This is a genomic window from Sphingomonas zeicaulis, from assembly GCF_050433225.1.
Classification (GTDB): domain Bacteria; phylum Pseudomonadota; class Alphaproteobacteria; order Sphingomonadales; family Sphingomonadaceae; genus Sphingomonas_D; species Sphingomonas_D zeicaulis.
Window position 1 is genome coordinate 41,817 of record NZ_JBNPXQ010000014.1, and the last position, 13,461, is coordinate 55,277.

Here is a 13,461-nt window from a genome sequence, read left to right on the forward strand (position 1 = left end):
ATCTATGCACATCTCTGGCCTCCCCACGATGCCGGACAGCGCTCGCTTCTTTAGCCTGATCGGCGGCGGTCTTACCGTATTCCGCCAACATCTATCCGACTGGCCAGCCCGATGTGAATGCGCTTCAGGCGGCTGGTCGGCACAGCCTGTTCATCGCGGCCATTTTCGTTGGCGTTCACTTCACCGCGGCGACGCCCTGCACGTTTGAGGAGATTTCAGCGCCAGTGCGATCGCGCCGGCACTGTCGGCCGGGCAGCCACAACTGCATCCGGTCGAGGCATGCCAGACTCCTGCCGCCGTTCGGCCGATCGAGGATCCGCTCTAGTTCAATGGCGACCTCAGGGCGATAAATCCCCGCCAGGGAATGGGCGGCCAGCGCAGGGTTCCCCAATTGCGCCCGGCCAGACACCGGAGTGATAGCCGCGCTGTTCGATCAGCCTGATCACCTTGCCAATGGCGAATTGGCATAATCCGCCAACAGGGTGGCGGCATCATCGTAGATTGCAATTGCACCTGCGCTGAGCAGTGTCACATCGGAAAACCTGCCTGATCGCACCGCGACGGTCCGGATTCCGCATTTTGCGGCGGCTTCGATATCATAAGGTGTATCGCCAATCACCAGCGCCTCCTCCGGCGAAAGCGGTTCGACCTTTGCCAACGCCATGGCGAATATGTCGGGCGCCGGCTTGGTATGTTCGACGTCCTCCGCACTCGTCATCCCGCAGACGAGATCCCGCGCATCGAGCAGTTCGACATAATGGTCGAGGTCGGACTTTGATGCGGACGTCGCGAAGACGACTTTCTGACCGTTGCGATATGCCTGCGCCAGAAGGTCGTGAGCGCCCGGAAACGGGCGCACCTTATCCCGAAAGCGGTCCTTGAATATGCGGCCTTGGGCCTCACCCAGCCCCTTCTGTCCCGCTTCATCGAGCGCAGGCAGCAGGGTCGGCACCAGCATATCCGCGCCCTTGCCGATCTGGTCATGAATGACCCGGCGATCGAGGCTGACGCCGATTCCGGCGAAAGCCTCGTGCCAGGCGGAAACGTGCATGTCGTTGCTGTCGACCAGAGTGCCATCGAGATCGAACAAAACCGCCTTGATGATCATGGTTGCCGCCTTAGCTCGGGGATGGGGAAAAGCCGCAATTCGACGTAGTCTCTCGATTACGCCAGCCTTTGCCCGATGATTGAAGTCAATTTCGGCCAGCGTCGCATCTCGCGGTGATCGGGGGCGAATGCGCTTGCGATCCGCGGGCGTTATGCAGGTGGGTTTGCGCACTTTACTTGGCCACTTTAGCAAGTCGTGCGACCTGTTCAAGCTAATCGGCGAAAACGCCGCTACTGGCGCCCGGGACGAAATCGCTGATCGACATATCCGCTTCTACGTCGGTGTGGACTGAGAAGAGTTGTTGTTATTCATCTTTCGCTCCTTCGATTGTCCAGGCGGCACCCATCGGGGCAGCGGACCGCCTCGCAATCGCGTCACGGGAGCATCGCGCCTAGCGGGAAATGTGTCTCGCGATACCCTTCGCCGTACTTTATCCGCAAGATGCCCCGCGGCTGCTCGGTTGTCGCAGCCAATCGCGAAAATCATGATCTGCGCAGGTCGCGCAGCTCAGCAGCATCGGAACACCCGTTCCGCCCGGCTGGACGACCGCCCGATCGGTGACTCTACGGGGAAATCCGTGCTGACCCGTCATTTTCCGCGGATCGTGTCGGCCCGTCGATCAAGATCGCCGGCATCCTGCTTGGCAGTGCCGCGGATCGCTGCCGCCTCCCGTTCAAGTGCATCGGCACGCTGATCCGCAATGCTTCTCACCTCGTCGGCACGATCTTCAGCCGCATCAGCTCGCGCTTCGACGGCTCTGCCGCGGTCTCGTTCTGCCCGGTCGCGAGCCTCGCCGATGCGCTCGCCCGGCCCGTCGGACAAGACCCCAGCCTTGATGCCAGCCGCTGCATTTGCGGATTTTCCCGCCTTCTCGGCCGGTCCATCGCATCCTGCCAGCAGCGCAATCGATGCGACCGCGGCGACCGCGGCGATCGCCACTTTCCGCTGATCTGCTGAGACAGATTTCATATACTTCATCCCATTACAAATAAAAATGTTTCTAATTTGTCGAATATCGGCATTGATCTTCTATCGCGTGAATTAATAATAACGCACCTCTGCAATATTGGGTCCTGTGACCCGCCAATATCGAGCAATATTTTGCAAGGAGAATATGCACGGTTCGGCGATCACGCCGATCCGCCGCCACCCTACGGTCCGGCTCCGGCCGCTGTCAGACACCTCGAGCGGGGGACGGATCGCGGCGCCAGGGTGGATACGGGAATGGATCGAGTGCGGCGGCCCTGCCGCCGCCGGTCCCCGAGATCATCTCCCGCTCAATCCGCGCTGGCACCGCAACTGCTCGGTGCGCAGGTCGGTCGCCGCGACCGCGGCTGGGAAAGGACCAGTGAACATGCTCCGACCTGGAGAGAGCTCGCCGACGCGAGGCCGCGTTGCCGTCGGGACCCATGATCGCGGTCGAAGCACTCGGCCCCGTCCGGTCGAATCCGGCGCGCAGTCCTCGGTGCTCGGCGGCGCCGTCCACCACACTTTCGCCCCTTCGCAAGGCTCGTGTCATCGGCTCCGCGGATGGTTTGGAAGCAACGCCGTTGCGACTTGATCTGCCCTGCGGGGGATTGGCAGAGAGGTGACCCTGCGCGCCCCTACTGCATCCACGCGCTCATGGCGATCATTGAGCTGGATGTGCCGAAACGGCTCATACCCCGCGCGGGCCGCTCAGCTTCAGCCCGCATGAATGCTTCCAGGCAAGGTGGATTTCCTTGCAACCTCGGGCCGTTATCGCCGCTTGGGTGCGATTGCTCACCTGCAGCTTTCGCAGCACGGCCCTGACTGCCAGCTTTACAGTCAGTTCGCTCAGGCACAGTTCGTGCGCGATCGTCTTGTTTGACATGCCCTGTACGAGCCCGGCGAGAACGGCCTGCCCACGTGTGTCGAGCGCGCTCGGATCCCAGAGCTCCGGTGCCGCTGTCCTTTCCAGGCGCGGTAGGCCCGAGAGCGTGTCCAAAAATGCGGATGGCATCACCTTTTCGTCGAGCCGCACCAGAGCCAGCTTGATCAGGAAGGATTTATATGAATCGCCACCGCACAAATAGCCCCGTCCCCCCGCTGCGAAAACTCGGAACATCCTTTCAATATCGAGTTCATCTGCGATGACGACGAACCGCGGCATTTCGAGAACGGGATTGGCATCGCGGATGGAGTCGAAGCCCCCGGCATCGAATGTCCCGCTATCGAGAATGACAAGATGCTCCCTTGTCCACGAAAATTTGCCGAAATCGGCCATTTCAGCACCGGCAAGGACCCCCGCGTAGCCATCGTCTCGCAAGATCCGGTGCAGCCCTTCGCGCATCAGCGCGTTGCGCATAATCAGGATCGCGGCACCTCGGTCGCCTGCCACCGGTCCGGTCCGTACCGGCGCATCATCCATCGCCGCGCCCCTCATAAATTGGCCCGACCCGCCCGCGATGTCGTTACCGCGTCGAATCGAGCCTACGTTAGAGGCGGTTGCGATTATCGCAGTGGAACATAAATCAACTTAAATGAGAAATCTCGTCACGCCATAGCAGTTCGGGATCAATTCACAGATCGTTCTACGTCTTTTCCCCGCATTGGACCGAGCAAATATCGCCATCGTCGTGAATTCAGAACGCATTCTACGCGTCAGTTCCCCTCACACGTCATGGCTGAGGCTGAGCGCGATATTCTGCAGCGCAGTCTGAACGCCTTTGAATTTGGACGCATCCTCAGCCACATCGGCAATATCGGTACAGACATCGATGGCTACCGTGACGATTTCGAGAGCGTCCTCAGCGCTGATCACCGAACGCGCAATCAGCCCATGGATCAGGCTTTCGACAAGGAGGATGGCGGCTTCCCCCTGTGGTTCCGCTCCGCCGAGGACAGATTGCTTGAACCCCGACAGGGGTTGTCGTTCGGCCATGACCATTGCTCCAGGAGGCGAGAGCGCAGGTCCCTCAGCCGCCGGTGCCCGAGTTCAATCCGACGATGCCTCCCTCCTAGCGCAAATTTGCGAGAAACATAATCATTTATATCAACTTTCAACTATAACACCAATCAATATAAATTTTATGTCATGCATGAGATGATGGCGTGATGGACAACTCCTTCATCGCCAAACTGAAAGGCTTGGCGCCGCTGACGCAAGATGAGATCGCCGCGCTTGCATCCGCAACCGCATCTGCCCGCGACTATTCCGCACGGCATGATCTGATCCGCGAAGGAGACCGGCCAGGGCCGGTGTTCGTGGTGCTGGACGGCTGGGCCTGTCGCTACAAGATCCTGCCCAACGGCACGCGGCAGGTTCTCGCCTACCTGATGCCTGGCGACTCCTGCGATCTGCACATCGGCCTGCTCGCCGAAATGGATCACAGCATCCAGACGATAACGCCGGCCGTCGTCTCCACCATCGAGCGGGGAGTCATGGATGAACTCATGGCGCGCCATCCCGGCATTGCGAAAGCAATGTATGTCGCGCAGTTGATCGATGAGGGAACGATGCGGGCCTGGATCACCAGCATGGGGCGCCGTGCGAGCATCGAGCGCGTGGCGCACCTGATGTGCGAACTCTATCTGCGTGCCCGCAACATCGGCCTCACCTCCGAACCGCAGCTCACCCTGCCGCTGTCGCAACTCATGCTGGCGGATTCGCTGGGGATGACGCCCGTGCACCTCAATCGGGTGCTGAAGGAACTCCGGCTGAGCGGCGCGATGCAACTCGAGCGCGGCCGCTTGCTGATCTCTGATCCCAATCGCCTGACCCAGATCGCCGGGTTCGACGAGAATTATCTTCACCGCCGGCTGCGCCGCGCGGGCTGACCCGGGCGGCGCCATACCCAACCGTTTCGAGCGGTCCGGAGAGGTCCCGCCTCTTACATCTTCTCCGGACCTGACCGCACCGCACGCCGATCGGTCTGCAGCTGGAACGCTTATGTCAGACGAGCACGGTGCCGCGGTAGAACATGGATCAGCAGTCGGTCCGGCGAGAAGTCAGGGCCACTCGCCGGACCTAACCATGCACAGGGGGGAGCAGTGCCGGCTGACACCCTTATTCCCCCGTGATCGTGCGGAAGCATCATACATGGATCAATCAGGCCGGGCGTGAGGTGAGGATTGTCCATCGCCTGCCCCCTCCGGTCGACGGTGGAAGCCGGCGCCGAGCCGCCGCCTCACGGGGAGCCTGAATCCCGGAGACCGTGCCGATGGCCCCGTTGCGGGAGACCAGAGGTCCAACGCACCAGTATTCCCGCTTCGCCCAGATCGTTTCGAATTGCCGTGACGGTAAGAGGAAATCGAGCGAGATATATAGTGGCGGTCAGTCCGGCTGGGCCGCCGCCGATGACGAAGTCGGCGTTCATCCTGTCCCCATTTCTGCAAGGGGCACGGACCCCGCCCAGCCGGACATGCCGAGCCGATCCTCGCCTGCCTTATCAAACGGTTGGTTGCGTGCGCGGTTTCATGAGCAATGCGGCGGGAGCACCGTCGCCGGGGATGTTTGCGACAATTTGGATAATATTGTGCCAATCTTGATATAGGAAACACAGTCGCGTCCCGAAGCGCGATACAACCAGCGCATGGATGCTCTCACTCAGGACCTGGCGGTCGATGCCGAACCTTCCGATATTGATTTCATGGGTCACGTCAACAATGCCGTTTACCTGAAATGGGTACAAAACGTCGTCATCGCGCATTGGCAGCGGATCGCCGGCCCGGAGGCTGTTGCCGCGCATGTCTGGGTCGCGCTCAGGCACGAGATCGTCTACCGCAGACCGGCATTCCTCAACGACCGGCTCGTCGTGACAGCGGTGCTCGAACAGGTTCGGCGTGAAAGCGCATTTTATGAGACAACCGTTCGCCGCGGCGGGGACGTTCTTGCGCGCGTGAAGTCGCGATGGTGCTGCCTCGACGCGAGGACATTGCGCCCGACCCGGCTGGGGGGCGACATCGTAAAACGATTCCTGATGCCATCCGGGACGCTGCCACAGGAGGTGGACCGTTCGGTCCGGCGGGGGACCGTTCTTCAGAATAGCGGCAGCTGCTCTCAAGGCGATCGGCCTGAAGAGACAATCCCTTTCGCTGCTGACGCCGGCGAAACGAAACCGCTGGTTCCGGAAGTCCCAAGCAAACATCCGCGGCCGGCTGCTTGAAATGCCGGTCGATCTTTCTTGGCTGGATAGCGACTGTGAAATGGCGCCCCTCGCAGGAAGGACCGCTTTTCTTTCAGTTTATGTTTCCTCAGTCTGAACTTTGTGCAGCGCACAATGGTTGAAACGTGATGAAAACCACACCTCACTCCCGATCCCCCGTTCGTGTTCCTCGCTCGAAGGGGGCTTGGCGGGCGTTCGCCAGCCGGAACCGGGAGTGGATCGCGGCTGGAGCAGGTGCGGCGGCCCTTGTCGGCAGTGCCGTCTTCAATCGCGCGCGCGCGCGTAAGGCAGAAGCAAGGACTCCCGCGATCGGAAAGTTCGTGGATGTCGACGGCGTTCGGCTTCATTATGTCGATCAGGGCAATGGCCCCGTCGTCGTGCTGTTGCACGGCAATGGAGTGCTTCTCCAGGATTTCATTGCGAGCGGCGTGCTGGGCCTCGCAGCGAAGCATCACCGCGTGATTGCTTTTGACCGACCGGGCTTCGGCTACAGTGATCGCCCCCGCACGACGATATGGTCGCCTCAGGCGCAGGCCGACCTTCTCTTGCGCGCCCTGCAGCGAATCGGTGTCGAGCATGCCGTCGTGGTCGGCCATAGCTGGGGCACGATGGTTGCGCTTGCCATGGCACTCGAAAGGCCAAAGGCGATCGATGGCTTGGTACTGGTGTCGGGCTATTATTTCGCGACCGCTCGTCCGGACGTCGTCCTTCTGTCTGCGCCGGCAGTGCCAGGCGCGGGCGATATCCTGGCTGCGACAATCTCCCCGATCGCGGGCCGGCTGATGGGGCCAATCGGCGTGAAGGCCAGTTTTGCGCCAGCGCCAGTCCCGAAGAAATTTGCCGCGTTCCCCGTCGATATGACGTTTCGCCCCACGCAGGTGCGTGCGACATCAGCGGAGACAGCAATGATGGTTCCAGCCGCGATCGCGCTCAGCCGGCGATATGACGAATTGGCGATGCCGATCATAGCAATTGCCGGCGATGGCGACCTTATCGCCCATCCGTCCAAGCACGCGGAGCGCCTGGCTGCGACTTACAGCACTGTCGAGTTGCGGACGGTGGCAGGGCAAGGGCACCTGCTACATTACGCTGTCCCCGAAATGGTGGTCACGGCGATAGACGCCGTGCTTGCACGCGCACGTGAGCATCGAATCGTCGCGTTCTGAAACGCGCAGCCAAACGGCTCCACGCCATATCTGGTCACCATGCGGCGTTGCAGGCTCGACCGTCTCGCGATCAACGCGGTGATATTCACTGCTATCGGACGACGACGCGGCGCATCAATCAAGGGGTCGTTCTAAATTCCGCTGGGCAGTCATATTTGCTGTTGTCGCTTTCATCGCCGCTCTCCCAGGTTTCGGAGGCATGGCTGGCCTGTCTGCTGAACTCGCCTAGATTTTCCTCGTCGTGGCGTCCGTGGTCCTCCTTTTGGGGGTCCTTTTCGGTCGTGGTGCACGGGTTCGATAGAGCCTTGGCGCGACGGGCGCCGCAGATGCGGCAGCTTCAAAACCGCTGAAAAGTCCAGTGCCGGCAGCATGCGGACCAAGGGGGCGCCTGTTCTTCTCCACCTCTTCGGTGCATAGATCAGCGACCTTCGCCATGAAGGCCTGCACGTAGTCGGTCGCCATGTGCAGATCGAAGTCGGATGGGTGCCGCCAGTCCTCCAGAACCATCCGCGCGTTGGGATCATCCGTAGACTGGTGGATTTCGTAGCGGAGGCAGCCCTCTTCCTGCCGCGATGGCGAGACGAACTGCAGGAGCTCGAACCCAAGCTCTTCGGATCGTCCTGGTTTTGCATTGAAAAAGGCGGCGTTGGTCAGCTCTGCCATTTCGATCTCCTTTTCTCTCCTTTCCAACCCGCTCATCATGCGATGAGTTCGCGGCCCTCGTGGGACATTGCCGCCGTTCTCCGCTCGTCACTTGAATGACGGCTTGCGGCAAGAGCAGCCGCTTGAGGCTACTTCGAATATCATCTTTGGTAGACTGAGGTTGGTCTCATCTGCCGCTAGCGGCACCGCCGACTTGGCATCATGCGCGGACGCTAAAAAGCGCTTCTTCGTCGACCATCATCTGGGGCATGATCCTATAGCCATAGCCGGCAAAGATGCCGCCGACCAAAGAGTTTAGCTCCCTGCCCGAACTTATCGTTGGATGGTCACCAGGCATTCCCTCGTTTGTGCCACGTCACCCAATAAACGGCCAACAGGCCCACGACCGCCGATGCGAGCGAAGCAAGAAGAATTCCCAGCTTCGCCGCAGCCAGCAGCGTCGAAGGATAAGCCAGGTTCGCAATGAAAAAGGACATAGTGAAGCCTATCCCCGTCAGGAAGGCGCCGGCCGTGAGGAAAGACCAGTTCAGGCCTGCTCCGAGCGTTGCTAGGCCGGAACGCAGCACCAGCCAGCTGAAGAGCAGCACGCCTATCGGCTTGCCGAAGACCAGCGCGACAAAGATTGCGACGGTGACAGGTTGGATGTCGGACGTCGAAAACGCGACCCCCGCATTGGCCAGAGCGAAGAGAGGCATGATCGCGAACCCCACCCAGGGGTGCAGCATCATTTCCAACCGCTCCAACGGCGATAGGGATTCGCTGATGGCGCGGCCCGCTTCCACAAGTTCGCGGCGATCCGATGTGTCGCCACTCCATTCATGATCACGCGGCTGCAGGACATTCCGGAGGATGGCGCGCAGACGCGGCACACCCACCCAGATTCGCGCCGGGGTCATTAGCCCGAGTATGACACCGGCGATCGTCGCGTGGATGCCGGAGGCGTCAAGGCACAGCCAAAACGCGGCTCCGAAGAAAAAGTATATTGGGATGCTTCTGATGCCCAGACGAGCGGCGATGGCGATTACACTGAGGACCAAAAACGCAAGACCGATTGCGCCGAAATTCAAGGCATTCCCGTACCCAATCGCCACGACCAGGATGGCGCCAATGTCATCGAAAATCGCCAGGGCTATGAGGAACAGGCGCAAGCTGTGGGGAACGCGCGAACCAAAGAGCGCAAGCCCCCCGATGACGAACGCCGTATCGGTCGCCATCACCGTTCCCCAGCCGTGCGTGCCGGCTTTTCCGGCCAGAATCGCAATGTAGATCGAAGCAGGCACTATCATGCCGCCCAGCGCAGCTGCGAAAGGAAGGGCCGCCGTTCGCAGGTTTCGCAATTCGCCCAGAGCGAACTCGCGCTTCATCTCCAGGGACACCACGAAGAAAAAAAAGGTCATCAATCCGTCGTTGATCCAGTGTCCCGTTGAACGGGTAAAGTCCAAGGGGCCGATCTGCAGCCCGATCTGCATCTCCCAGAACGCCAGGAATTGCTCAGACCAAGCCGTATTTGCGAGGGTCAATGCGACTATCGTAGCGACCAGCAACAATCCCCCGGCTGCGGCCTCGACCCTGAGGAACTGCGTGAACGGCTTCGTTAGTCGGTCGGCAAACTCGTGCGGCAGGCCTGGATTTGCGGGATCGATCATCTCGCCCTCTTCATACTGCGGCCTGAGGGTTGTAGTATTCAGGAACGGCATGTGCGCATGCCGTGATGGCCGGGCACAGGATCCTAACGTACAAGCGATGGATCTCCTCCGATTTTTGGTGGCTCAGTTCAGGGGCTTTCGAACCCCCTGTCCGGGTTTTCGCTGAGCAGCCTGTCCTCTTCGCTGGGCAACCTCTCATTTTGGAGAGCGGCCATGTCCGCAATGATGCGCGTTCGTTCGCGACGCGCTTCGCGTTGTTCGGCGGCAACAGCCACGGTGCCCCATGCCTTGGCCGCTTTCTCGGCCACGCGGCGGATGTTTTCCAACACCGCATTGATCGCGCGATCACGCTGGATGTTCTCCTGCATACGGCAAAAGGTCGATGAAAGTTCCATGGGATGTCCTTTCAAAAGCTCAATGCCCAGGTGGCCAAGATCAGGAGGGCTTTTGGTCACGTCTGGCCTGAGCAACTGCGTCGCTCAACTTCGAGTAGCGATAATCCTTGTAGCGATAGTGATCGACCCGAACGCGAGTGATCTCGTAATGAGCCATCTGCTCGGCCGCAGCGGCTTCGTCTAGTTCAGAAGGATCGTTCATCCTGGTTGCTCCTGCGACTGAACACCGGCCCGCAGCACATCAAGCTTCGCCTTTTGCTGGCGAAGGACGCGAGAGCGATGTGCATAGGTGTTGTAACGCATCCCTACCCGCCCATCGGCAAAATCGCTGGCCAGCTTGCTTTCCATGCGACGAACCTGAGCCTCGAGCGTCTCGACATCATTGGCGGAAAGTGCGGGAGTTGGCGTCGGGGACTTCGCTCCGGCGACGTGACCGCCTTCATTCTCCCAATTGTCTTCGCGCAGGGACCGCGCGGCGTCACCCTGCGCACCACTGGATTGCGGGATCATGGGAAGATCGAGTGGAAGATCCGCTCTGTCCGTACTCGTTATGCTACTGAATAAAAAGGACATCGCTCGTCTCCATCATGAGCGGGAGCGCGAACTATCTCTCGGCCGCAGTCGAGCCCTGGGCATTTGGACTGCGGTAAATTAGATATGGGGTGTGCAAGGCGAAATACCATGGGCGGAGAGGTCTTTTGGCAAGCTACTCTGTTATCCACTGGCGCATGGCTGGTCAGCGCAGTTCGACTTCCACGCTCATGTGGTCAAGCATGTTCGCTGGTCCCGCATAGCTGCCGGTGACCGGTGCGATCTGGTGGATACCGCGACCAGTCGCGACAGGCACAAGGTTGAAACCACCAACGCTGCGGTTGGTCGGGTCAAAGGTGATCCAGCCAGCACCGGGTACAAAGACCTCGGCCCACGCATGGGTGGACCCGGCCGCATTCTGGCCGACGAGGTTTTCCGCCCGATTGTCGAGGTAACCGGAGACGATCCGCGCGCCGAAGCCGAGACTGCGCGCTGCCTCGACGAACAACACCGCGAAATCCCGGCATGATCCCCAGCCGCGGTCCAACGTCTCGACTGGGGACTGTGTGCCTTCATCCTCTCGCACCTGATACAAGATCCCGTTGGCAACGCCGGTGGTCAGGTCCTTGAGCAGAGCAAGCGTATCGGTGGGATTCCCAGCGACGAATCCTTGCGTCCAGTCCCGCAGCCGATGGGCCTCGTCCGGATACTGCATGACGGTCAGACTGCCGAGGTCCGTCCAATCGTCCTCGCCGTAACGAAACGGATAATTGATCGCCGATGCAGCGATATCGAACACCGGCCACGCGATTGCGCTTATGGCCAGCACCGATCTGCCTTCGACAATCAAGCTGTCGGTCATGACTGGAACCGTCGCTGTCGCGACCGCATTGCCGGCAACGTCACAGGTCCAGGAAATGCTCGCCTCGGGCGTGATATCCAGGTCGAAAGACACAAGTTTGACATCATGTCCTTCGCGTGGGCGCAACATCAGCCGGTGGGGCCCAAGCTGTACCGCCTGCCGATAATGGTAGGACGTGCGGTGCCTGATGGTGAGCATGCTCAAATGGCGTCACCGTTCGTGCTGCGTTGCCGACACAACCACATTGATGATGACCTCAGCGTATCGACCCGCGGCGGACCATGTTGACGATTGCGAGCAATATGATCGACCCCACGAGCGAGACCAGAAATGTCGTGATCGTGAGCGGGGCATTGTTGATGTCGCCCCGCGCAAAAATCAGGCCACCGATGAAGGCACCGATGATGCCGACCACGATATTGAGGATGATGCCCTGCTGTCCATCCGTGCGCATGATAACGCTTGCGAGCCAGCCGAGGACGCCGCCGACAACAAGCCACATGATGATTCCCATGATCGCACTCCTGAGATATATAGTCCAGAAGACGATCTCGCCGTATCGGCATGTCGTACCCGGAATATACAAAATAATCTTATGGGATATTCGTTCCATAAATATTAAATTCTATACGCATAAATATTTATCATCGACCGGTGGATCAAGGCGTTTCTCAAATATAAATGTGGAACACGTGCAACGATATCGAGCCTCGATCGTTCTTTGATGGCTCCAAGCGATGCCTTTCCATCCTGGACGCTGCGTTTCCAGCCAAAGAGCGGACGTGCCTTTTCTTGCCGGCATAACCGGTAGATTTGGGTCCGCGAGGAACATAACATGAAATGTGCAATGATCTCCGTCCTGCTCGGGACGGCAATGCTCAGCGTCCCTACGGTCGCCCCAGCCCAGTCCACCATGCCCGCCATGACGGGCAGCTATTCCAGCGCGGACGTGGGCGCCGCACCTATCCATGGCCTCGACGGCCCAGCCTTCTCTGCCTCCGCATCCGATGCCAATCTGTTTCAGATAGCGGCAAGCCGGCTCAGCCTCGCGCGCTCACAGCGCAGCGACGTCAAGAACTATGCGCGCCGTATGATCTCGGAGGCGCAAACTTCCCAGCAGACGCTTCTCGCATCGCTGAACAACGACCAGCGCAGGATCGCCCGGCCGACCACCCGATTGTCGGCAGAACGAGCTTCGATGCTCAAGATGTTGCGGGGCACGCCGCGCGGATCGTTCGACAACCTCTATCTCACCCAGTCCGCACGCGTTCAGCAGGGCAATTGGGCCGCCTATAAGGGCTATGCCGAAGACGGTGCCGACCAGTCGCTGAAACAGGTTGCCGGCAACGGCGTGCCGATCATCGAGCAACAGCTCCAGCAGGGCGATGCGCTGTTGCCATCGGCCCTCTCGGCAAACTGAGCGTCACGAGGAGCTGGAGGGTGCCATCTCTTCCGGCTCTTAATACTACCCAAATCAAGGATACAAAACGTGAGCGACAAGCATGATATCTCGGTTCTGAACGGACTGATCACAACGACCCTCGACAGCCTGAAAGGCTTCGAGGATGCAGCCGAAGATGCGAAGAGTACGCGTTTTGAGACCCTGTTTGCCGGCTTTGCGCTTGATCGCAGACAGGTCGTCGCTTCCCTGCAGGGAGAAATGCGTGGACTCGGAGGTAAGCCTGAGGACAGTTCCAGTTTCCTGGGCGCAGCGCATCGCAGCTTCATGGACCTCAAGCAGGCGTTTACCGGCAAAAACGATAAGGCGATCATCGACGAAGTCGAACGCGGCGAGGATCATATCAAGGCGAAGTTCGAAATCGCGTTGAAGGACACCGACCTGCAACCCGCAACACGGGACGTCATTCGCGATGCCTTCACCTCTGTGAAGGCCGGGCACGACCAGACCAGCGCATTGAAGCACAGTCTTGCCTGAGAATGCTTGTCCAGTCCGGGGTGGCGCC

Annotated in this window: 16 protein-coding genes; 5 read left to right on the top strand and 11 right to left on the bottom strand. The window is 59.9% G+C overall.

The window, feature by feature from the left end; all coding sequences use genetic code 11:
• Positions 1 to 442: 442 nt before the first annotated feature.
• From FHS96_RS27680 to FHS96_RS27695, 4 genes are all read right to left on the bottom strand, one after another.
• The gene (locus FHS96_RS27680; RefSeq protein WP_429599610.1) at positions 443 to 1,108 is read right to left on the bottom strand and encodes an HAD family hydrolase; all 666 of its coding nucleotides are present in this window, start codon (positions 1,106 to 1,108) and stop codon (positions 443 to 445) included.
• Positions 1,109 to 1,696: 588 nt separating this feature from the next.
• Positions 1,697 to 2,077 carry a hypothetical protein gene (locus tag FHS96_RS27685; RefSeq protein WP_429599612.1) on the bottom strand — a complete coding sequence of 127 codons (381 nt, stop codon included), beginning with the start codon at positions 2,075 to 2,077 and terminating at the stop codon, positions 1,697 to 1,699.
• 688 nt (positions 2,078 to 2,765) lie between these two features.
• Positions 2,766 to 3,497 carry a LuxR C-terminal-related transcriptional regulator gene (locus FHS96_RS27690; RefSeq protein ID WP_429599614.1) on the bottom strand — a complete coding sequence of 244 codons (732 nt, stop codon included), beginning with the start codon at positions 3,495 to 3,497 and terminating at the stop codon, positions 2,766 to 2,768.
• Positions 3,498 to 3,740: 243 nt separating this feature from the next.
• Positions 3,741 to 4,010 carry a hypothetical protein gene (locus tag FHS96_RS27695; protein ID WP_429599616.1) on the bottom strand — a complete coding sequence of 90 codons (270 nt, stop codon included), beginning with the start codon at positions 4,008 to 4,010 and terminating at the stop codon, positions 3,741 to 3,743.
• Positions 4,011 to 4,183: 173 nt separating this feature from the next.
• On the opposite strand from FHS96_RS27695, the gene FHS96_RS27700 reads away from it, so the two are divergent.
• From FHS96_RS27700 to FHS96_RS27710, 3 genes are all read left to right on the top strand, one after another.
• Entirely contained in the window at positions 4,184 to 4,906 is a 723-nt protein-coding gene (locus FHS96_RS27700; protein WP_429599619.1) for a Crp/Fnr family transcriptional regulator, read from the top strand.
• Between the two features lie 755 nt (positions 4,907 to 5,661).
• The gene (locus FHS96_RS27705; protein ID WP_429599621.1) at positions 5,662 to 6,234 is read left to right on the top strand and encodes an acyl-CoA thioesterase; all 573 of its coding nucleotides are present in this window, start codon (positions 5,662 to 5,664) and stop codon (positions 6,232 to 6,234) included.
• Between the two features lie 320 nt (positions 6,235 to 6,554).
• Positions 6,555 to 7,400: an alpha/beta fold hydrolase gene (locus FHS96_RS27710; RefSeq protein ID WP_429599623.1), complete on the top strand. Its 846-nt coding sequence runs from the start codon at positions 6,555 to 6,557 to the stop codon at positions 7,398 to 7,400.
• A 225-nt stretch (positions 7,401 to 7,625) separates the two neighbouring features.
• Here FHS96_RS27710 and FHS96_RS27715 read toward each other — a convergent pair whose 3' ends face one another.
• The 7 genes from FHS96_RS27715 to FHS96_RS27745 all read right to left on the bottom strand — a co-directional run bounded on the left by FHS96_RS27715 (position 7,626) and on the right by FHS96_RS27745 (position 12,011).
• Positions 7,626 to 8,063, bottom strand: coding sequence for a putative quinol monooxygenase (locus FHS96_RS27715; RefSeq protein ID WP_429599625.1), 438 nt, complete (start codon positions 8,061 to 8,063; stop codon positions 7,626 to 7,628).
• Positions 8,064 to 8,389: 326 nt separating this feature from the next.
• The gene (gene nhaA / locus FHS96_RS27720; protein WP_429599628.1) at positions 8,390 to 9,709 is read right to left on the bottom strand and encodes a Na+/H+ antiporter NhaA; all 1,320 of its coding nucleotides are present in this window, start codon (positions 9,707 to 9,709) and stop codon (positions 8,390 to 8,392) included.
• Between the two features lie 128 nt (positions 9,710 to 9,837).
• Positions 9,838 to 10,104: a hypothetical protein gene (locus FHS96_RS27725; RefSeq protein ID WP_429599631.1), complete on the bottom strand. Its 267-nt coding sequence runs from the start codon at positions 10,102 to 10,104 to the stop codon at positions 9,838 to 9,840.
• 40 nt (positions 10,105 to 10,144) lie between these two features.
• The gene (locus tag FHS96_RS27730) at positions 10,145 to 10,306 is read right to left on the bottom strand and encodes a hypothetical protein (protein WP_196224433.1); all 162 of its coding nucleotides are present in this window, start codon (positions 10,304 to 10,306) and stop codon (positions 10,145 to 10,147) included.
• The gene (locus FHS96_RS27735; protein ID WP_429599633.1) at positions 10,303 to 10,614 is read right to left on the bottom strand and encodes a hypothetical protein; all 312 of its coding nucleotides are present in this window, start codon (positions 10,612 to 10,614) and stop codon (positions 10,303 to 10,305) included. The genes FHS96_RS27730 and FHS96_RS27735 overlap by 4 nt, the downstream gene beginning before the upstream one ends.
• A 226-nt stretch (positions 10,615 to 10,840) precedes the next feature.
• Positions 10,841 to 11,695, bottom strand: coding sequence for a transglutaminase family protein (locus FHS96_RS27740; protein ID WP_429599699.1), 855 nt, complete (start codon positions 11,693 to 11,695; stop codon positions 10,841 to 10,843).
• A 58-nt stretch (positions 11,696 to 11,753) separates the two neighbouring features.
• On the bottom strand, positions 11,754 to 12,011 hold the full coding sequence (locus FHS96_RS27745) for a GlsB/YeaQ/YmgE family stress response membrane protein (RefSeq protein ID WP_429599635.1): 258 nt from the start codon (positions 12,009 to 12,011) through the stop codon (positions 11,754 to 11,756).
• Between the two features lie 333 nt (positions 12,012 to 12,344).
• On the opposite strand from FHS96_RS27745, the gene FHS96_RS27750 reads away from it, so the two are divergent.
• Positions 12,345 to 12,917 carry a DUF4142 domain-containing protein gene (locus FHS96_RS27750; RefSeq protein ID WP_429599637.1) on the top strand — a complete coding sequence of 191 codons (573 nt, stop codon included), beginning with the start codon at positions 12,345 to 12,347 and terminating at the stop codon, positions 12,915 to 12,917.
• Positions 12,918 to 12,986: 69 nt separating this feature from the next.
• Positions 12,987 to 13,433 carry a ferritin-like domain-containing protein gene (locus FHS96_RS27755; RefSeq protein ID WP_429599639.1) on the top strand — a complete coding sequence of 149 codons (447 nt, stop codon included), beginning with the start codon at positions 12,987 to 12,989 and terminating at the stop codon, positions 13,431 to 13,433.
• The last annotated feature ends 28 nt before the right edge of the window (positions 13,434 to 13,461 follow it).